At 64.0% G+C, this 19,622-nt stretch carries 18 protein-coding genes; 4 read left to right on the top strand and 14 right to left on the bottom strand.

Annotation, left to right across the window (positions count from 1 at the left end; all coding sequences use genetic code 11):
• Window positions 1-170: 170 nt before the first annotated feature.
• On the bottom strand, window positions 171-1,487 hold the full coding sequence (locus N687_RS0118340; RefSeq protein ID WP_051663447.1) for a purine/pyrimidine permease: 1,317 nt from the start codon (window positions 1,485-1,487) through the stop codon (window positions 171-173).
• Between the two features lie 115 nt (window positions 1,488-1,602).
• Here N687_RS0118340 and N687_RS0118335 point away from each other — a divergent pair, with 115 nt between their 5' ends.
• Window positions 1,603-2,511: an AEC family transporter gene (locus N687_RS0118335; protein WP_029423247.1), complete on the top strand. Its 909-nt coding sequence runs from the start codon at window positions 1,603-1,605 to the stop codon at window positions 2,509-2,511.
• Here N687_RS0118335 and N687_RS0118330 read toward each other — a convergent pair.
• The 3 genes from N687_RS0118330 to N687_RS22560 form a co-directional block, all read right to left on the bottom strand.
• Entirely contained in the window at window positions 2,480-3,499 is a 1,020-nt protein-coding gene (locus N687_RS0118330) for a biotin-dependent carboxyltransferase family protein (protein ID WP_029423246.1), read from the bottom strand. The genes N687_RS0118335 and N687_RS0118330 overlap by 32 nt on opposite strands.
• A complete protein-coding gene (gene pxpB / locus N687_RS0118325) occupies window positions 3,496-4,212 on the bottom strand; it encodes a 5-oxoprolinase subunit PxpB (RefSeq protein ID WP_051663446.1) in 717 nt (238 codons plus the stop codon). Before pxpB ends, N687_RS0118330 begins: the two co-directional genes overlap by 4 nt.
• 135 nt (window positions 4,213-4,347) lie before the next feature.
• A complete protein-coding gene (locus N687_RS22560) occupies window positions 4,348-4,848 on the bottom strand; it encodes a hypothetical protein (protein WP_051663445.1) in 501 nt (166 codons plus the stop codon).
• A gap of 179 nt (window positions 4,849-5,027) precedes the next feature.
• Between N687_RS22560 and N687_RS0118315 the strand changes: the two genes are divergently transcribed.
• On the top strand, window positions 5,028-5,828 hold the full coding sequence (locus tag N687_RS0118315; protein WP_029423243.1) for a hypothetical protein: 801 nt from the start codon (window positions 5,028-5,030) through the stop codon (window positions 5,826-5,828).
• Window positions 5,829-6,042: 214 nt separating this feature from the next.
• Here N687_RS0118315 and yfmH read toward each other — a convergent pair whose 3' ends face one another.
• From yfmH to N687_RS0118295, 4 genes are all read right to left on the bottom strand, one after another.
• Window positions 6,043-7,329 (bottom strand): EF-P 5-aminopentanol modification-associated protein YfmH, encoded by a 1,287-nt coding sequence (gene yfmH / locus N687_RS0118310; RefSeq protein ID WP_029423242.1) that lies wholly within the window; start codon window positions 7,327-7,329, stop codon window positions 6,043-6,045.
• Entirely contained in the window at window positions 7,322-8,632 is a 1,311-nt protein-coding gene (yfmF, locus tag N687_RS0118305; protein WP_029423241.1) for an EF-P 5-aminopentanol modification-associated protein YfmF, read from the bottom strand. Before yfmF ends, yfmH begins: the two co-directional genes overlap by 8 nt.
• A gap of 81 nt (window positions 8,633-8,713) precedes the next feature.
• On the bottom strand, window positions 8,714-8,959 hold the full coding sequence (locus tag N687_RS21515) for a hypothetical protein (RefSeq protein ID WP_197029328.1): 246 nt from the start codon (window positions 8,957-8,959) through the stop codon (window positions 8,714-8,716).
• A 279-nt stretch (window positions 8,960-9,238) separates the two neighbouring features.
• On the bottom strand, window positions 9,239-10,417 hold the full coding sequence (locus tag N687_RS0118295; protein WP_029423240.1) for an NAD(P)/FAD-dependent oxidoreductase: 1,179 nt from the start codon (window positions 10,415-10,417) through the stop codon (window positions 9,239-9,241).
• Between the two features lie 229 nt (window positions 10,418-10,646).
• Between N687_RS0118295 and N687_RS0118290 the strand changes: the two genes are divergently transcribed.
• The gene (locus N687_RS0118290; protein WP_029423239.1) at window positions 10,647-10,883 is read left to right on the top strand and encodes an indolepyruvate ferredoxin oxidoreductase subunit alpha; all 237 of its coding nucleotides are present in this window, start codon (window positions 10,647-10,649) and stop codon (window positions 10,881-10,883) included.
• 83 nt (window positions 10,884-10,966) lie between these two features.
• Here N687_RS0118290 and N687_RS0118285 read toward each other — a convergent pair whose 3' ends face one another.
• The 5 genes from N687_RS0118285 to N687_RS0118265 all read right to left on the bottom strand — a co-directional run bounded on the left by N687_RS0118285 (window position 10,967) and on the right by N687_RS0118265 (window position 18,253).
• A complete protein-coding gene (locus tag N687_RS0118285) occupies window positions 10,967-12,262 on the bottom strand; it encodes an MFS transporter (RefSeq protein WP_051663444.1) in 1,296 nt (431 codons plus the stop codon).
• A gap of 27 nt (window positions 12,263-12,289) precedes the next feature.
• Window positions 12,290-12,760 carry a hypothetical protein gene (locus N687_RS0118280; RefSeq protein WP_029423237.1) on the bottom strand — a complete coding sequence of 157 codons (471 nt, stop codon included), beginning with the start codon at window positions 12,758-12,760 and terminating at the stop codon, window positions 12,290-12,292.
• Window positions 12,761-13,085: 325 nt separating this feature from the next.
• Complete coding sequence (locus tag N687_RS24100; RefSeq protein WP_156040213.1) at window positions 13,086-13,517, bottom strand: hypothetical protein; 432 nt, start codon at window positions 13,515-13,517, stop codon at window positions 13,086-13,088.
• A 641-nt stretch (window positions 13,518-14,158) separates the two neighbouring features.
• The gene (gene icmF / locus N687_RS0118270) at window positions 14,159-17,575 is read right to left on the bottom strand and encodes a fused isobutyryl-CoA mutase/GTPase IcmF (RefSeq protein ID WP_081841556.1); all 3,417 of its coding nucleotides are present in this window, start codon (window positions 17,573-17,575) and stop codon (window positions 14,159-14,161) included.
• Between the two features lie 51 nt (window positions 17,576-17,626).
• Entirely contained in the window at window positions 17,627-18,253 is a 627-nt protein-coding gene (locus N687_RS0118265) for a TetR/AcrR family transcriptional regulator (protein WP_029423235.1), read from the bottom strand.
• 178 nt (window positions 18,254-18,431) lie between these two features.
• Between N687_RS0118265 and N687_RS0118260 the strand changes: the two genes are divergently transcribed.
• On the top strand, window positions 18,432-18,995 hold the full coding sequence (locus tag N687_RS0118260) for a DUF1697 domain-containing protein (RefSeq protein ID WP_029423234.1): 564 nt from the start codon (window positions 18,432-18,434) through the stop codon (window positions 18,993-18,995).
• Between the two features lie 94 nt (window positions 18,996-19,089).
• Here the strand turns inward: N687_RS0118260 and N687_RS0118255 are convergent, their stop codons facing one another.
• Window positions 19,090-19,521, bottom strand: coding sequence for a hypothetical protein (locus N687_RS0118255; protein WP_029423233.1), 432 nt, complete (start codon window positions 19,519-19,521; stop codon window positions 19,090-19,092).
• Between the last annotated feature and the right edge of the window lie 101 nt (window positions 19,522-19,622).

Here is a 19,622-nt window from a genome sequence, read left to right as displayed (position 1 = left end):
CCCGGCCCAGCGCTGATGTCAGAGGCATGCAGGCGCAACCGCTTTCAGTCCGTTCAGCTGGCAGCGCCCCATCGCCTTGAAAACGCATGGGGAGCCTCGGCGAATGGAAAGACGGAAACATTCTGGATAATCGTCTCTAGCATAGCACATGCCAACCCGAGTCTGCCAGGCTATGCAGCTCCCGCCCGGCGGCGCAAAACCACGTGTTCCAACAGCAAGACCAGGATGACACCGACGATGAGGCCGTTGTCCAGCAGATAAGCGAGCACCGGCGGGAGTCCGGCCCAAGCTTGGCTGGGGATGAAGAACACGCCCACACCGGCCATGACGGACAGCGTCACCACGAACAGGTCCCGCTGGTCCAACGCCAGCGTTTGAAAGTCCTTCAGGCCGAATCCCAACAGCTGCCCGAACACGGTGAACAGGGCGGCGTACCCGACCGCTTCCGGAAGCGCCGCCAGCCAGTGGCCCACAGCGGGCAACAGACCCAGCAGTGTCAACGCGGCGGCGGCCAATAGGAACGGCAGCCGCGACGCCACGCTGGTGAGCGCGACCAGGCTGGCCGACACAGAGAGCGGGACCATGCCGACGGTGCCGAACAACCCGGCGAGCAGTGTACCGACGCCAGAGATCAACGTCCCGCGCCGAATGTCGGACGGCCTGAGCGGTACCCGAGCCGCCTGCGCCATCACCTGCACCGACGAGATCACGTTGGAAAGGAGGATCACCATCGTCAACAGCCCGGTCAGGACGATTCCGGTGTGCCACCGGGGGACTCCAAAGGGAAACAACTCGGGCCGAGCAAACACCCCGTGCGCCGGCGGCCCCGGCGAGGCCCATCCCAACACGCCATAGAGCGCCCAGCCGACGGCAAGCGTGACCAAGACCGAGAGGCTCTTCCACAGGCCGCGCCCGCGCACGGTGAGAAAGACGGATAAGGCCACGAGCAGAACAGACACCAGGGCCTCCCCGGGTTGCACCCGCCCGGTGGCGGCCACGCCGAGCATACCGCCCAGCAGCGATTGGGCGATCTGCAGCGCCAGCAGGGTCATGAAGGTGCCCGTGACGGCGGGCGTGAACCACCGCTGCACGCGCTGCACCCAACCGAGCCCGGCCAGCACCAGGTAAGCCAGCGCCGAAGTGCACAAGGCGAATTCCAGATCCCGCAAGAGTTCCGCGGTGGAGCCGCCCTGTTCCCCGGTGATCTGAATCAACACCACCCAGACACCCCACCACATGCCTGCCGGCCCTTCGATGATGGGCATCCGATGCCCCACGGTGACCTGCAGGAGCGAGATGACGCCGCTGACAAAAAACGTCCGGTCGACGAAGGTTCCCGTGGCTTCCGGCCCCAGACCCAGCTGCGCGCCGAGCACCACCGGGACCGTCACCACACTGGCGAGCATGAACATCAACCACTGCACCGCGGCCAGCGCGGTCACGGTCCCGCCCGGGCGGGCCTCCAACGGGAAAAAGCGTCCTTCCACGCCCTCACCTCCGCAGCGGAAATGTTTTCCCATTCCCTCCGTCCAAAGTGCATTATACTGGAGCTTGGCGCGCCGAAATGCAAATGATGCAATCTTGCACGAAAGGGGGGTGGCGATGGGCGCGTACTGGGTGACCGTCCTCGACGTGACGATTCCCATCCTGCTGACGGTGCTGGCCGGGGCGGCGATCGGCCGCTGGCGGCACGTGGACACCCGCAGCGTCGCCGACGTGGCGATGTACGTGTTGGCACCCGGATTGGTGCTGCACGCCCTGGTGGGCGGAGGTACGGGCGGAGAGGCGCTCGCCGTGGCCGAGTTCACTTTGGTCGATCTCGCTGCCCTCTGGGTCATCTCTGCAGCCACCGGGCGCCTGCTCCGCTTCACGCAGGCCCAACGGGCGGCGCTCGCCCTCACGACTCTGTTCAGCAACGCCGTGAACTACGGGTTGCCCGTCTGTCTCTTGGCCTTCGGCCAGACAGGCTACCGCCAGGCCGCGCTGTACGTCGTCGGCCAATCCTTCCTGCTGTTCAGCCTCGGCGTCTACCTGGCGTCCGCAGGAACCCGCGGCCCTGCCGCTGCACTGGCAGAGGTCCGGCGCACGCCGGTCATCTACGCCGCCCTGGCCGCGGCGGTCATGGCAGCCCTCGGTTGGCACTGGCCGGGAGGGCTGGACAGCGCGCTCGGCCTGCTCGCCGACGCATATCCCGCCTTGGCCTTGATGGTGCTCGGGCTGCAGTTGTCTAAGACCGATTGGCGACAGGGACTGACCGGCCTGCCGCTGTGGACAGGCGTGGCCCTCCGCCTCATCGCGGCTCCCTTGGTGGCCAAAGCCGTGCTATGGGCCCTGGACATCCACGGTACCCTCGCGTCCGTCCTGTTCGTCGAAGCCGCGATGCCGGCGGCAGTCAACGCCGCCGTGTTCGTGGAACAGTTCGGCGGCGAACGCAGTCAGGTGGCGATGACGGTGGCCGTCACCACCGCCATCTCGTTTTTCACCCTGCCCTGGCTCGTGAACGCCAGCTGATCCCCGGCAATCCGCGGACTGCGGCGACCAGTTCGTTCAGGTCCCGTTCGCGCTGGCGCAGCGCCCGCTGCGCCTCCGTGAGCGACACCGGTTCGAATCCGATCTGATCCCCCGGCTTCAACTGCGCCACCAAGGGCAGGTCGACGCGGGCGACCTGGGCAATTTTCGCGTATCCCCCGGTGGTCTGCCGATCCGCCATCAGGAGGATCGGGTTCCCGTCCGGCGGCACCTGCAGGGTCCCCATGGTCACCGCCTCCGAGATGAGTTCCCGCGGCTCCCGCAGCGACAGCGCCGGTCCCTGCAGACGGTAGCCCATACGATCCGACTGGCTGCCGACGGTAAACACCGACCCGTACAACGCCTCCCGGCTCTCCTCGGTGAACCAATCGGCTTGGGGGCCTGCGATGACGCGCACCCGCACATGCGGGCGGTAGGCAGGCCGGATCTGGTACGACACGGACCAAGGCGCCGCCTCGACCGCCTCGCCGGCTGGCTGCGCCAACCAATCCTTGGCCAACGGACCGGGCGCGCGCCAAGCGAGGGTGTCCCCCGCCTGAAGCGCCCGCCCTTGGTGCCCGCCGATACCGGCCCGCAGATAGGTGCTCGCCGAACCCAAAACCAGTGGGACGTCCCACCCCCCTGCCACAGCCACGTAGGCGCGGCATCCCAGACGCGCCCCGCCGAAATCCACGACGGTCCCCGCCCGCACCCGCAGCGGGCGCCACAGGGGAAGCCTCCAGCCCGCCACCGTGGCGGACAGATCTCCGCCGCAGATGGCGATGACCGCGTCCGATTCGAACATCAACGAGGGGCCGACCAGGGTGATCTCCAACGTGGGCGCTGCCTCGTCGTTGCCGACAATCAGGTTGGCCACCCGGTGCGCCAGTTCGTCCATCGCGCCCCCGACGACGACTCCGTGGCGCTGGTGGCCGACCCGGCCCAGATCCTGCACCGTGGTCAGTAAACCTGGCCGAAGCACCCGAATCACTGGACGTCCCCTCCTTCCAACAGGGCCTGGTATTCGTCCGGAGAGATGGGATCAAAGCGCACGATGTCCCCGGCCTGCAAGAGGGTCGGCGGGTCCTGTTCCGGACGGAACAGGCGGACTGGCGTGCGGCCAATCAACTGCCACCCGCCCGGCGTGGAGATGGGATACACGCCCGTCTGCATCCCGGCGATGCCGACGGTGCCCGCCGGGATGGAGACCCGTGGTGTCGATCGCCTGGGGGTTGCGATCCGCTCGGACAATCCGCCGAGGTACGGAAACCCCGGCGCGAAGCCGATCATGTACACCAGGTATTCCCCTTGGCTGTGAATGGCGATCACCTCGTCCTCCGTCAGCCCGTTGTGGGACGCCACCACACCGAGGTCAGGGCCAAACTCGCCGCCGTAACACACGGGGATGCGAACCTCCCGCGGCGGCGGCAGCGGATCGTCGCCCAACACCTCCAACCGGGTTCGCAGCCAGTCCTCCACCTGTGCAAAATCCGCCTGAACGGCGTCGTAAAACACGGTCACCGTGGTGAACGCGGGTACCAATTCCACCAGCCACGGCGGCGCGGATCGATCGACGGCGAGCACCAACCTGCGCACCTGACGATGCGTGTCCGGGTCAATGCGCGTCCCGAGCCGGACCACCGCGGCGCCGTCTCCCAGCGGCTCAATGGATACGGTCTGCAATGTCGAAGCTCCTTTTTGCATGGAATTCTTCGTACAGCATACCACACCCATGCGAAGAAGGCCCGGCGCCTGATGCGCGGGCCTTCACACACGCCCCTGCGGAAACTCGTCGGCCTGGAGCAGGAGCCATCCGGCGGCCACACCCCAGACAGGTCCTCAGGTCTCGAAACTCGCCAATCCAATCTGACCGGTGTCCGTTCGAGCGAGCAGATACGTACGCGGTCCCGGAAGGTCATGACTTCCGATGCGCCAGGTCACCCGCCACCCTCCATCCGCATCGATGGACGCGCTCCCGATGCGCTGCAGCCCGGCCGAACTCTGCAAATAATGTTCGCCCCGGCGCACCTCCACGTTTTCGGGAGGCACGTAATACACGGTCACCTGCCGGCCGCGCCAACGCGTGTCGCGCGAGTAGATCTGGATCTCCTCCCGGCGGCGAAGGATGAGGATGGTGGGCGAGGGTTGGCTGCGGCGGGGCAAGTTCAGCGTTTCAGGCGGACCGGCGAGGTCGCTCGGAAGCATGTGGGCCGCCACCGCCCCCGCGCCGCCCGTGGTGTGGTTCGCCGGGGGCAAGGCCAGGTGATCGCATCCGGCGATGAGCCCGGCAGCCCCCAGGCAGACGGTCAAGATCCAAGCCGGCACGGCACGATATACCATCTGTCTCACACTCCTCCGATGCAGCGGTCGAACCCGATTCAGCCTTACCATGCCTGTCCGGTCCTGCCGTTATGCAAGGGGATTTGTCGAAATCTCCCTCACTTCGACAACGCGCATTGACAAATTTTTCGCCGTGCCGGGTGTACGCTGGGAATAAACGGACGTGCGGAGGGGTTGCCGTGACATGGAGAGTTCGCCTGTACGCGCAGGGCTTCACTGCCGCAGCGCTGGCGGCGGGATGGTGGAGCGGATGGTGGACGGTTGCGGAGGTATGGCAGGGCGTCAAACCGCCCGCTCCGGCCGCGCATCCAGCGCCCGACACAGCGGACGGACCGCCGGCGGACAGCGGACCGTATCGGATTCGCACCGCTCCGGAGGCAACGCCCAGACCGGAAGGGGATGTGGACGATCCGCTGCCGAACGGGCCGCCGGCCCTCACTTGGACATCCGGCGGGATCCAGTACCGGGCGGTGCACCACGTGGCCCGGTGGGACGCTACCGCTGCGCGCTGGGTCGCAGTGTCTCCGGACGTGACGGAGGCGTGGCAGACGGACGCCGACGGGCTCGGCATCGACGGGGTCACGGCGGCCGCGCAGCAGGGGGACGTCGTCTGGACCGGAACGCTGGCCGGAGCCGTGGCGGTGGGCCGAATCGGCGGCGTCTGGCGCCGCGTGGAAGCCGGATTGCCAGACCGGACGGTCAGTGCCGTCTGCATCCCGTCTGCCGGCACGAACGGACAAGCGGCGGTCGTCGGGTTCTCTGGCTATGGCACGGCCACACCGGACCATCCGGGACACGTGTACGAAACCTTCAATGGGGGCGCCACTTGGCGCGACATCACCGGAAACCTCCCGGACGCGCCGGTCAGCGCCTTGCGATGGGCGACGGGACCAAACGGCGGCCAGCTGTGCGCACAGGTGGAGGGGTTGTGGTACCGATTGGAGCCGACCGGCTCCTGGCAACTGTGCACGAAGCCCTAACGCCCTCCCCGCCCATGTGAGCGGCAAAAAAACACCCGCCAGCGGCGGGTGCGACCCACGGGAGGGTGTCGCGATACGGTATGTCGGCGTAGTTCAACATACGCACTCGTATCGCCGGGTACAACGGTAGATGACAGGCACCGTTCGCCCGAATGCTGCGAGGGCCACCCGTGCCCGGGGACAAAAACCCGGGCGTCCGAGCACAGCGGCGGGTTCAGGCCTTCGGGAGCACCACCGAGATCGACTGTTGCCCGGAGACAAAGTGCTCGCGCATCCGCCGGTTGGCGTCCTCCAGCGTCAGGCGATCCAGGATCTCCACCGTCTGGAACAGATCGGCCCCTCGGAAGTGGTAGCTGGCGAAGTGACGCGCGATGTAGCTCGGTGAATCCAGTGCCGCCATGAATCGGCCGATGGATTTGCGCCGGCACCGTTCGAACTCCTCCTCCGGGAGCCCGCTCTCCCGCACCTCATCCAGCTTGGCCTCCACCCGCGCTGCCAACCGGTCCGGATCCGGCGTGTTGCCGCCGATGAGTGAATAGCCATACTCCGGTGTGCGCTCGTACTCCCAGGAGAACTGTTGGTCGATGAGCCCCTCGCCGATGAGGTCATCGAACAGATCGCTGCTGCGCCCGAACAGCACGTCGAGGACCACGCCCGTCAACAGCTCGCGCTCCAGAATGCCGGGGCCAGGGGGCAAAGGATCGGGGTCTTTCCACCCGATGAGGCAGCGCGGCTGGCTGACGGCGAGGCGTGCTTCCACCCGGTCCTGATGCACCCCCGGAGGTTCGGAAGGGTATTGGCGTTCGATGCGCGGGGCCTCCGGGAACGACTTGCGCGCCTGGTTCTCCCGGATGACCGCCATCGCGGCTTCGGGATCGAACCCGCCCACGGCGAAAAACACCATGTTCGACGGGTGGTAAAAAGTCCGGTAGCAACGGTACAGCGTCTCTTTGTCGATCCGTTGGATGCTTTCCACCGTCCCCGCGATGTCGACGCGCACCGGGTGCACCGCGTAGAGGGCGCGCAGAAGGCCGTAGAACACCCGGGTGTCCGGGTTGTCCTCATACATCCGGATCTCCTGCGCGATGATCCCCTTCTCCTTGGCCACGTTCTCATCCGTGAAGTAAGGGTCCTGAACGAAGTCGAGCAATACCTCCAGGTTCTCCTGAACGTCCTGGGTGCTCGAGAACAGGTACGAGGTGATGTCGAACGTCGTGTACGCGTTGGCGGACGCGCCGTGCCGGGCGAAATCCCGGAACACGTCACCGTGCTCGGACTCGAACATCTTGTGCTCCAAAAAATGGGCGATGCCATCCGGGACCGTGGTGAACTCAGGCTCCCCGGCGAGGCGGAACGTGCTGTCCACCGACCCGTAGTGGGTGGTGAAGGTCGCGAACGTCTGCTGGAATCCGGGTTTGGGCAACAGAAACACGTTCAATCCGTTGGGCAAGGTTTCATGGTACAGCACATGCCCCAGGCGATCATCGCTCGACTCACGCATGCTCCGCCCCTCCTTGGCCGCGCAAAAAGTACACCGTGTCCAGCTGCAGGCGGTTCGCTGCGGCGACGACCTGATCCCGCGTCACATCCTCAATCGCGTCCAACAGTTCGTCGATGGTGCGCGTGTGGCCGGCCAGCACGCCTCCGAAGTGAATGTCCGCCAAGGCTGCGGGGACGTCGAGGGACTGCCGGTACTGGTTGGCCAGCCCCCGCTTGGTGAAGGCCATCTCCTCCTCCGCCACGTCGCCGCGCCGCAGGGCTTCCACCTGTTCGAGGATGATGGCCTCGGCCCGGTCGCGGTTGGCCGGATCGATCCCCGTCTGGATCATCACCAATCCGGACAGAGCGTCCACACGGCTGGAGGCGTAGTACGCCAAACTGGCCTTTTCGCGCACGTTGCGGAAGAGCTTGGCGTGCGGGAAACCGCCCAGCACGCCGTTGGCCACCAACAGCGCCGGATAGTCGTCCGACGCGTACGCGACACCCGTCCGGTACACCAGGTTCAATTTCCCCTGCTGCACGGGTTGATCCTCCACCACGCGGTGCGGCTCTCCGGAACGAGCAGGCACCGGCGCCACGGGGGCCGCTACGCCTGGGGGCTGAGCCGCCTGGCGCGCGTCCGGGAAGGCCTCGCGCAATGCCGTCAAGACCCGGTTCGCGAGAGCGGGCGCATCGTCAAACGCCCCGATGGCGTACACGTGGACGTCCCCTTCCTGCAACAGCGCCCGGTGTGCCGCGTACAGTCCCTCCGGCGTCACGGCCTCCAAGTCATCCGCGAAGCCCAAACGCGGCAGCCCTTCCGGCAGACCGTGCAACGACTCCGCCAGCGCACGTTCCATCGCCCACGCGATCTTGTCATCGAACACACTTTCGATCCGCTTGCGATGCAACCCTCTCTCCCGCTCGACGTTGCCCTTCGAGAACCCGCCCCCCTCCAGGAGAGGGTCTGTCACCACGTCGAGCAACAGACCCAAGCCCTCTTCAAAGATGCCGTCCGCCCCGCGCAGGCGGCCTTCGTCCGGAACAGTGAGGTATACCTCCGCCACGTGCCGGTTCCCCCGTTTGCCGATGCCGCTGCGCAACATCGCGCCGAACAGATCATCCGCGCGGCGGGTGATGGCCAGGGCGGTAGGATGGGACCGGGTACCCTCCAGCCACAGATAGGGCAGCATGGCCGTCTCGGTGACCCGCTCCCGGCTGAGGGGGACAGCCAATTTCGCGACCAAATGACGTGTCCGAAATTGATCCGTCAGCATCGTGTGGACATGGAATCGTCCTTCGTCGACCGTGTGAAAGGTGGTCAATTCGGACACTCCTTTCCGCGTTTCGTCATCCAGTATGGGCGAATCGGAAAGGACTTATCAAGAGATGGCCCACGCACCGCGTCAATACAGGCCGGCCCTTCGGCCGAGCTGGTTGCGGGCGGCGGCTTGGGCCATATCGAAGTCGGTCCGTGAAATGATCTGCGCGTCACGGATCCATCGCTGCACCTCGCGGTCAATCTTCGGCGCAACGTATTTCGGAGATCCGTGACGCGCAATCAGTTCCTGCTTCGTGATCTGGTGGCGGGTCATGCAGTGGACATTGGTGAGTGCCTCCAGCAACTCTCCGCAGACCGGACACTGGAACAATGAGATCCCTTCCTTCGCTTTTTTTGCATCCATATGGGGCTCATTCGGGCGGTATGCCGCCCGGAACCGTCCGGTATGAAAAGATCGACTTTACAGATATTTTAGCGGAAAGTTGCCGAGAGGGGAATCCAATATCCGCCTTGGGAGCGAACCGGCCGCGACCCGAGAATCGGCAGCCGGTCCACTCCCCCGTGGCGGGTATGTCAACACCCTCTCGGGCGGGTGGTGCGGAATCGAGCCGCACACGGCATCCTATGCACACCCGCCCCTTCATGCGCATTACGCTCGTACGAACAGACCCCCGATGTCCGCCAGCCAACGCAGCTTGCTGCCGGTCTTCAGCCACGCGGCGATCTTTCCGGTCACCCGCCGCTTCTTCTCGCCCACCATACCGATGGCATCTTTGCGCCCCAATGAAGCCAGCGTCCCCGCCAGGTGCGGCTGGAACGGTTCCAACGTCCCGCCTTTGACGAGGGCGTACAACTGTTGGCCGACATGGGCCCCCATCTGCCCGGCGAGCTGAGCCGTCGGCGGGAACGGACGCCCGTCGGGCCCCATCCAAACCGCGCTGTCCCCCACGACGAAGATGTCCGGGTGACTGGTGGACTGCAGGTACTCGTTGATCAACGCCCGGCCGCGGCGTTCCACCTCGATGCCCGAGGACGCCACGATGGAATGCCCGCGCACCCCGCCGGTCCACACCATGGTTTTCGTCTCAATCTTGTCGCCATTCTTCAGATGGACGACATCCGGATCCATCTGGACGACCGGTTGGCCCGTGAGGAAGGTCACGCCGCGGGCCTCCAGGCTCTGGCGAGCGCGCGCCACCAGATCCTCCGGAAAACCGGGCAGGATGGTGGGCATGGCTTCGACGCAGTACAGGCGCACATCGCTGCGGTCGATCCCCAGCTGCTGGCACATACCTGGAAGGGCATCGGCCAACTCGCCGACCAGTTCGATCCCGGTCAAACCGCCTCCGCCCACGACAAAGGTGGCATAAGAACGGTCCTTCGTCTGCCGGTAGGTCTCCAGGCAGCGTTGCACGTGGTCCCGAATGCGGTTCGCATCCTCCACCGACTTCAGCGTGAAGCTGTGCTCCTTCAAGCCCGGGATGCCGAAATACTCCGTCTCACTCCCGAGCGCCACGACCAGAAAGTCGTACTGCAGCGTCTGGCCTCCGGCGAGATCGACCGCATGATCGTCCGGCCGAATGGCTGTGACCTCACCGATCCAAAGATCGATGTTTTTCCCGGCAAGCAGTTTGTCCAGCGGCAACCGGACATGACTGTCAGAGACCGCCCCTGCGGCCGGCAGGTGAAGCTCCGTGATCAATTGATGATACGGAACCCGGTTGACCACCGTGATCCGTGCCGCCTCCGCTGTCAGCATTCGCCGCGTCTCCAGTGCGGCCTGAAGGCCAGCGTACCCCGCACCGAGCACCACCACGCGCTTGCTCATCTCTCGCACTCCCTCTCTCTGTTCAGTCCTTTCTCATCTTACCAAGGCGCTGTGTCAAGTCAATGACAAAACGTACAATGAATGCTTGATGAAAACGGTTGACGATAGATCTCCTCCGGCGGCACCGTACGTGTCCCGCACGCCTCGCCAACACCGGTTGAAAAACCGGCGAAGGCTGGTATATCATGATTCTAGTTTGTAGTTCATCCTGTGTGAGGAGGAGACCCACGTGGCATTCGTCATCACCTCGCCTTGCATCGGCGAAAAAGCCGCTGATTGTGTGGAAACCTGCCCTGTGGACGCGATTCACGAAGGGGAAGATCAGTATTACATTGATCCGGATACCTGCATCGACTGCGGCGCCTGCGAGCCGGTGTGCCCGGTATCGGCCATCTATCAAGAGGACTTCGTGCCCGAAGAAGAGAAGTCGTTCATCGAGAAGAACCGGAACTTCTTCCGCAAGTGACCCACGTTGGGGATCTTCCCTGCTGGCCAATAAGCGACCCGCGGCGCGCCGCGGGTCGAGTGTTTTTTGGTCACATGCCGCCTTCACAGGCGGGTCTTTGCACGCCGCCTCCACCCGCGCCCTTTGACATCCCGGACCGTGAAATGAGCGGGCTGGAGCCCCCTCGCGGCAGGCCCGTGCCGCCAGCTCCGCCACAACAGCGTCCACGTCCCCAGCTGCACAAAACCGAGGCCGCACGCAAAACCGCCGATCTGCCTCGGCGACGGATTCGTCGACACCAAGGCGATGAACGCCGCGATTCCAGCCACACGGCCGACATTTTCGAATACCTCGCGGAGGATCACGTGTTCTGCCTGGGTTCCAGCGTCACGTCCCACCCGGCTGACGCCGTCGAAAACGGTCCCCTGCAGGGGGACCAAGAACATCGGCAGACAGACGGCAATGGCCGATCCGTATGTCACGATGAGCCCGGGGGTCAGCGGCCGAAGGAACAGCGTGGCTGCCCCGGCCATGCAGACGGCGCCGATGCCGCAGACCCACAAGCGGTTCCTCGGATGGACCGACCGGCTGACCAGGAAGAACGAGAGGGAGGACAACGCCCCCTGCAGCAGCAAAAACTCGCCGAGCCGCATCTCGCTCCCGGTAGAGATGTACATCAACAGGCCGATGAGAAAAAGAAACACGCCCTCGCGCAACCCATACACTGTGCACGCGAACAGGGTCAGGCGCCAAAACCGCGTTCGCATAGCCTCTGCCCACGCCCGGCCGAGCTGCAGGGTACCCGGCTCGAAGCGGGCCCGCAAAAACCCGCTGAACACGGTAGCCAGGACGAATAGGGCGAGGGACAGCGCGAAGATCACGTGATATCCGGTGAGTCCCCCAAGGCGGTCTTCCACGGAGATGAGATAACCGGCCACAGGTGGCGCGACAATGCTCGCCAACGCCCCCATCACGCCGTTGAGCCCGTAGAACCGTTCCCGCGAACCTGCCTCTGTCAGCTGTACGCTGAGCCAGTTGAAGGAGAACCAGTAAAAGCCGGCCGCGGTGCCCATGACCGCCCCGAGCAGGATGGGCAGCCTGGCGGCACGTTCTCCGCCGGCCAGGGTCAACAAGTAAAACAGGACGTGCATCACGACGCCCGCGCGAAGGGTGAGGACACCCCCGAGGCGTTTGGCGGCCACACCGGCCGCGACGAATGCGACGGGCATCAGGCTGTAGATCGCGAGGTTGTACCAACCGATGGCGCCGTAGCGGTGATCGACCTTCCAAAGGTACACGTTGACGAACGTGTTGGACAAGGCCACAGACAGCGCGAACGTGCAGCTGATGGCGAGCAGCCACCGCGCATGCGTGGACAGGCGTGCGCGTGCTGGGCGCATTCCATCCCCTCCTTGCCGGCCCTGCGGTCAGGCCGAAGGTCCGGTGCTCCCAAGCACCTGTGCGGCAAACCGGAGGACCTCGTCTCCGGCGCGGAAATACTGTTTGACGGCGGGATCGTACAGGAGGCCGTCCCGGGTCACTTCCAGGACGTGATCCACACCGCCCGTGCGGCTGTAGAGCACGATGACGCCGACGATCTCGCCGCCCCCCGTTCGCACCTGCGGCGAGGACGCCAACGCGTGCATGAGCGACTGGAACGCCTCTCCATCCCGGCGGCGGAGCACCACCAAAGGCCGCCGGTCCCCGAGTTGCCGAAACAGCTGAGCAGATCCGTCCGCCTCCGGGTTCGTGTGGCACACCGCGGCGAGCGTAGGCGCCGGCGCAGCGGCTGACACGCTCTCTCGGGGGCCGGACGTCAAGGTGGCGGTCGTGCTGGTGAGACACAGCAACAGCGCGCCTAGCGCCACCCCGGTCCGCATCCGATCCAGGTACCGCATCGCCTCACCTCACCCCCTCGCCGTCGGGACACTGGGCAACCTGTCCCCGGTTGCCGTTCGCGCGTAGTGTGCCCGAACAGCCGGAGCCCAACACGATCGGAGGGGGCATGGCGCTCCGCTTCTGCACTTACGCGAGCCGCTTCGCGCCATGCCCCCTCCTCTCAGGGATGCGTGACACGACGGATCGCGGCGACTGTTTGTCTCTTTACAGGGTGCCGTCCAAAGGCCTTTGAGAACGTCACCCGCACCTTTGGCGAAGAACCATTTGCCAATGTTTGCGCCAGATTGGGGAATCACGGCGCCAGAAGTGAAACGGTGGAGTGGATCATTGATATTGGACACCACTTAGGGAATAGATGTGATCTTGACATTGCCAATACAGGACATTGTCTCTTGAAAGATAAGGTCCTAAATTGGAAGCATCTACTCCCTTGCTCTCCAAGGACTTCTTCATCTGTTCAAAAGTCAGTCGACCACCAGTGCCTAGCTGTATCGTTGAACTCGTCCGTTTTCCCGAATCATCTAAGACAACCATGTACTCTTTACCCTGTGAATCTCTACAAACGGCGACCCAATTCCGCAGTGATGGAGATCTGTCCAGCATCTTCGCATAACGTAGTATCGTATATCCATGTGATTGAAGAGTGGATAAGGCGGCATGAGTTTCAGCAGCGGCAGCAGCATTCTTGTCGTTCATACTACATGCGTTCAGCATGACGGCGCAGCTGATGGCGACAACAAGTAATTTAAAATTCAAAATTCTCACTCCATAACACGCATCAGGGGGAAGATCCCCGTTGATGCGTTGATAATACAATAAGCCGGCGAGCCGGCACTGGTAGATGAAGAAAATCGCGCCGAGTTTCGGGAGCGAATCGTGTGCTGAAGGACAAAACTGAAACGGAAGTATTCGATATACTTTCCACGGCGATTATTCCTTGTATCGAAGGAAAAAGCCAAATATCGAAACGATGAGTCCGCCGTAAATGAACAAGTCTTCCACTGTACCGATGTTGCTGTGAGGATCGTGTTGCATACAGAGCCCGAAAAGCATTAGGCTAATGCCAAGTAACATCCATTTGATGGATTTCATCCTTTTCACTCCTCGTAACATACGCTTGCCCCGAACATTTGCACAACTGCATGAATAGTGGAGAGATGATAAGTCGTGCTATCGCTTGTCCTGGTGCGCTACATCGCAAGAACGATAAGAGGGCCGACCATCCCGGAATTCGCACGTAACGCCGGGGTGACTCCGGATGCGCATCTCTTGAAAGAGGGGGCGTGTCGCGAAGCGGCTGTTCGCTCGGGGAGCAACCTTTTCAACAGTTAGCGGGTCGGGTATGCCGCGGAGCGGCTCGCGTGAGCGCAGGAGCGAAGCGGCATACCCGACCAGCACTACATATTCCGCCGGTACTGCCCCCCGACCTCGTACAGGGCGTGGGTGATCTGTCCCAGGCTCGCCACCCGCACGGTCTCCATCAGCTCGGCGAAGATGTTGCCGCCGCTGCGCGCCACCTGCTTCAGGCGGGCCAAGGCCGCCGGTGCGTCCGCCGCATGCGCCGCCTGGAAGGCGCGCAGGTTGTGGAGCTGCAGGTCTTTTTCCTCCTTGGTGGCCCGGGCCAGCTCCACCTTCGGCGGTACGTAATCCGGATCGAGCGTCTTTGGGTTGATGAACATGTTCACCCCGATGATCGGCAGTTGGCCGGAGTGCTTGAGATGCTCGTAGTACAGCGACTCCTCCTGGATCTTGCTGCGCTGGTACTGGGTCTCCATGGCCCCGAGGACGCCGCCGCGATCGTTCAAGCGCAGGAACTCCTCCAGCACGGCCTCCTCCACCAGGTCCGTCAATTCCTCGATGATGAACGACCCTTGCAACGGGTTCTCGTTCTTCGCCAGACCGAACTCGCGGTTGATGATCATCTGAATCGCCATCGCCCGCCGCACCGACTCCTCCGTCGGCGTGGTGATGGCCTCGTCATAGGCGTTGGTGTGCAGCGAGTTGCAGTTGTCGTAGATGGCGATCAGCGCCTGCAGCGTGGTGCGGATGTCGTTAAAGTCGATCTCCTGGGCATGCAGGGAGCGGCCCGAGGTCTGGATGTGATACTTCAATTTCTGGCTGCGCTCGTTGCCCCCGTACAGGTACTTCATCGCCACCGCCCAGATGCGCCGCGCGACGCGCCCGATCACGCTGTACTCCGGGTCCATCCCGTTGCTGAAGAAAAACGACAGGTTCGGCGCGAAATCGTCCACCTTCATGCCGCGGCTGAGGTAGTACTCCACGTACGTAAACGCGTTGGCCAGGGTGAACGCCAGTTGCGTGATGGGGTTCGCCCCCGCCTCAGCGATATGGTAGCCGCTGATGCTGACCGAATAGTAGTTGCGCACCTGGTGATCGATGAAGTACTGTTGAATGTCCCCCATCATCCGCAGGGCGAACTCGGTCGAGAAGATGCACGTGTTCTGGCCCTGGTCCTCCTTAAGGATGTCCGCCTGCACCGTGCCTCGCACCGTCCGCAGGGTGCGCTCGCGGATCTCCCGGTACTCCGCTTCCGTCGGCTTGCGCCCGTTCTCCTGCTCGAACTTCTCCACCTGCTGGTCGATCGCGGTGTTCAAGTACATCGCCAGGATGATGGGCGCCGGCCCGTTGATGGTCATCGACACGCTGGTGTTCGGCGCGCACAGGTCGAACCCGGCGTACAGCTTCTTCATGTCGTCGAGCGTGCACACCGATACGCCGCTCTCGCCGACCTTGCCGTAGATGTCCGGCCGCTCGTCCGGGTCCTCGCCGTACAGGGTGACGCTGTCAAACGCGGTCGACAAGCGCTTCGCGGGATCGTTCTGGGACAGGAAGTGGAATCTCCTGTTGGTCCGCTCCGGTGTCCCCTCGCCGGCGAACTGGCGGCGCGGCTCCTCCTCCGTGCGCTTGAGCGGGAACACCCCTGCCGTGTACGGAAACTCGCCTGGCACGTTCTCCTTCATCGACCAGCGGACGATTTCGCCCCAATCCTGGAACTGGGGCAGCACGACCCGCGGGATGCGCGTGCCCGACAACGACACGGTGTACAGCGGCTGGCGGATCTCCTTGTCCCTGACCTTCATCACCAGCTCATCCGCCTGATACCGGCGCACCTTCTCCGGCCACGCCTCGAGGATCTGCCGGGTCTCTGCGTCGAGCGCCTCCCAGGCCTGGCGGTACATCGCCTCCAGCCGGTCGCGTACCGGATCGCCGTACGAACCTGTCGCTGTCGCCGCAGCCCCGGCATCCGCCGCATCCGGGGCACCGCCCGCGCCCTGCACCTGCTCCAGCGCCCCGTGGAGTTGATACGCCCGCCGGGCCTTCTCCGACTGTTCCTCCACCCGCGCGCGGTAGGCCCGCACCGTACGCACCACGTCGAGCAGGTACTGGGAGCGCTCCCCGGGGATGATGGCGGGCTTTCGCTCGGAAGCATCCGCCACCGGATAGCGGCTCTCCCAATTCGTGCCGCAGCGGTCGTTCACCGTTCGGATCAATGCCCGGTACAACACGTCCGTGCCCGGGTCGCCGAACTGGCTGGCGATGGTCCCGTACACCGGCATGTCCTCCAGCGGTCGGTCAAACCAACCGCGGTTGCGCTGCACCTGCTTTCGCACGTGGCGCAGAGCGTCCTCCGACCCTCGGCGGTCAAACTTGTTGATGGCCACCACGTCGGCGTAGTCCAGCATGTCAATCTTCTCCAACTGCGACGGCGCCCCAAACTCAGCCGTCATCACGTACAGCGAAACGTCGGCCACGGACACCACGTCCGCGTCCCCCTGGCCGATGCCGCTCGTCTCCACCAGCACCAGGTCGAACCCGGCCGCCTTGGCGATGGCGATGGCCTCGTGGATGGCGTCTGAAAGCTCGCTGCGCGACCGCCGGGTGGCGAGGCTGCGCATGTACACGCGCGGGTTGTGGATGGCGTTCATGCGGATGCGATCGCCCAGCAGCGCCCCGCCCGTCTTCTGTCGCGACGGGTCGATCGAGAAGATGGCCACGCGTTTTTCCGGGAAATCTTCGAGGAAACGGCGGACGATCTCATCGGTCAACGACGACTTCCCAGCCCCGCCGGTGCCCGTGATCCCCACCACCGGTACGGCGCGGCTGGCCGTCCGGGCGGCCGCTCGCTCGTTCACCGCCCCCATCACCCGCTCGTACGCCGCGGCATCGGCGAGATCGCGCTGCTCGGCGTAAGTGACCAGCCTGGCGATGGCCCGTGCATCGCCGTTCTCCAGACCGGCGAGCGCCGCCTCGACCGGCATCGGGTTTTCGATCCCTTCGCAGATGCGGATCATGTGGTTGATCATCCCTTGCAACCCCAACCGCCGGCCGTCGTCCGGGGAGAAGATCTTGTCCACCCCGTACGCCTCCAGCTCCCGGATCTCGTCGGGGACAATCACGCCGCCGCCTCCGCCGAAGACGCGGATGTGCCCCGCTCCGCGCCCGCGGAGCAGATCGACCATGTATTTGAAGAACTCCATGTGGCCGCCCTGATAGGAGCTGACTGCGATGCCGTGGGCATCCTCCTGAATGGCCGCCGTGACGATCTCGTCGACGCTCCGGTTGTGCCCGAGGTGGACCACCTCCGCACCCGACGACTGCAGGATGCGGCGCATGATGTTGATGGCCGCGTCGTGCCCGTCGAACAGGCTCGATGCGGTGACGAACCGCACGGGTCGATGCGGCCGGTGGGGCTCCGTCTCCTGTGTCCCGGCCCACGGATTCACGCCGGGACGTGTCGGTGAAGCGCTTTCAACAGATGTTTGGACCGGCCGGTCGGTCAAGTTGGTGGACATGTCCGCCACCCTCCTCGCTGATGTTCAAAATCCCCGCGTGTGCCCGGGGCCTCATTCCTCCAACCGGGCCTTGCACGCCTGCATGAGAATCGCCACCTGCTGCTCCACGAAGTCCGTGAACGGCACGTCGCGCAGCCCCCAGCGCCGAAACGCCCACATCTGGCCCATGACCACGATGTCGTGCGCCAAGAGCGGGATCTCCCGCTCCGACACGGCGATGGACCCGTCCGCAACCCCGGCCCGCAACAGCCCCTCGAAGATGTCGGTGATGGCCTGCTCCTCGCGAAGGACCTCGCGCAGGAACGGGGACGGCAGGGATTTGCTCTCCTGGTAGATGAGCAGGATGTCCGTCTGCATCCGTTCGATCACGCCGTAAAACGCCCGGATGGCCTGCCGCAGCTGCGCGGCCCCGGACTCGGCGGGAGAGAGGCTCGCCTCCAACTGCGCTCTCATCTCCCGGTGGATGTGTTGGCAGACGAGAAACAGAATGTCTTCCTTGCTCTTGACATACTCGTACACGGCGCCGTTGGACAGGCCGCTCTCGCGTGCGATCTCGCGCGTCGTCGTCCGATGAAAGCCCTTCTCGGTGAACAGCTTCACGGCCGCCGCGACAATTTGCGCCCGCCGCTCGCGGATTCGCTCGGGATCCTTGACGTTGCTCTCAATCGTAATGGACACCCCGTCACCCCGTTTCCGACTGAGCGCTCGCTCAGATTCAGTGTAGGGTACGGGGAGCGAGGGCGTCAAGGGGTAGATGCCGCGTGCCTCCCTGTGGCTGAATAGAATGCGAAGGGAAGCCGTCGCTAGAATATGGACATGATGAACGGGGACGAGAGGTGCAGAGGACGATGTTCACATGACGGTTTACATTGCGTTGTTACGGGGCGTAAACGTAGGCGGACACAACAAGATCAAAATGGCCGAGTTGAAACGCACGTTTGAATGGATGGGATTGGACCGGGTTCAAACGTACATTCAAAGCGGCAATGTCCTGTTCGAATCGGAAGAAGAAGACGAGGACACGCTGCGCCGACGATTGGAGCGTGAGATCGGAAAGGTTTTCGGCATTTCAACTACGGTTGTCTTGAGAACGGCTCGGGAATTCGAACGGATTGTCGAAAATTGCCCGTTCACGAAAGAGGAACTGTTGGAAGCGGAAGCTTCGTCAGAAGGCGAGCGCCTCTATGTCTCTTTGTTGCTCAAGGCGCCTTCGCAGGAAGGAATCGAAAGGTTGAGCGCCTTCAAGAGTGAACGTGACGAATACCGGATCCAAGGCCGGGAGGTCTACCTGATATTCCGTCACGGCGTACGAAATTCCAAGCTTGCGGTCAATCTCGACAAGCTGGATGTACCGTCCACCATGCGCAACTGGAACACGATAAACAAACTTGCCGCGTTAGCAAGAGAAATGGAGGCTTGATGAACCCGCAAGCCAGGTTTTCGTACAAAAGCCCTCCCTAACATACCTTCGCCTTCGCTAGCCTTCCGATACCGTTGGAAGGCGGTCCATAGGGTCATCCCCGCACCCGCCTCAGCGCCGCCCCCAGCCAGGCCCCGCACAGGCACAGCAGGGCGCCAAAGACCCCCGTCACCGCCAGGGCAGCGATGGCCGCCCCAGCCCCGGTGCCGATACCGAGTACGCCCGCGACGCGCTCAGCCAGCCGCCCCACCGGCTGGCCGTTTAGGGCACGGACCCCCAGCGGCAGCAGCCACCCCAGGAACCCGGCGAGCCCCGCCGCCCACAACACCCTGGATGTCCCCCGCAGGACGAGGCCCAGCACCACACCGACGGCCACACCCACGTACCACCACCCCCAGTGATTCGCCGCCCACACCACCGCCACGCCGGCCGCGGCCGACACCGCCGTGACGATCCCGCTCGTCTTCCGCACCCGCCGCGCCTCATACCGGCCCTCGTACACCGACAACGACTGGCCCGTATACACATCGCCACCTCCCAAGCATCTGTCCCGCACTCACCATGGCATCGTTCAATGCTCACCCAGGCGTCCGCTCCATGCGCTGACATTCGCGCAGGGATAAGCGA

It is taken from the genome of Alicyclobacillus macrosporangiidus CPP55 (genome assembly GCF_000702485.1).
Classification (GTDB): domain Bacteria; phylum Bacillota; class Bacilli; order Alicyclobacillales; family Alicyclobacillaceae; genus Alicyclobacillus_H; species Alicyclobacillus_H macrosporangiidus_B.
This window is presented reverse-complemented; position numbering and strand designations above follow the sequence as displayed.

Coding starts and splice junctions, on each gene's coding strand:
- N687_RS22560 (WP_051663445.1), bottom strand. CDS start 4,848: ATGGTATATCGTGCCGTGCCGGCTTGGATCTTGACCGTCTGCCTGGGG.
- N687_RS0118285 (WP_051663444.1), bottom strand. CDS start 12,262: ATGCGCCCAGCACGCGCACGCCTGTCCACGCATGCGCGGTGGCTGCTC.
- yfmH (WP_029423242.1), bottom strand. CDS start 7,329: ATGCGTGAGTCGAGCGATGATCGCCTGGGGCATGTGCTGTACCATGAA.
- icmF (WP_081841556.1), bottom strand. CDS start 17,575: ATGTCCACCAACTTGACCGACCGGCCGGTCCAAACATCTGTTGAAAGC.
- N687_RS0118280 (WP_029423237.1), bottom strand. CDS start 12,760: ATGCGGTACCTGGATCGGATGCGGACCGGGGTGGCGCTAGGCGCGCTG.
- pxpB (WP_051663446.1), bottom strand. CDS start 4,212: ATGCAAAAAGGAGCTTCGACATTGCAGACCGTATCCATTGAGCCGCTG.
- N687_RS0118335 (WP_029423247.1), top strand. CDS start 1,603: ATGGGCGCGTACTGGGTGACCGTCCTCGACGTGACGATTCCCATCCTG.
- N687_RS0118260 (WP_029423234.1), top strand. CDS start 18,432: ATGACGGTTTACATTGCGTTGTTACGGGGCGTAAACGTAGGCGGACAC.
- N687_RS0118295 (WP_029423240.1), bottom strand. CDS start 10,417: ATGAGCAAGCGCGTGGTGGTGCTCGGTGCGGGGTACGCTGGCCTTCAG.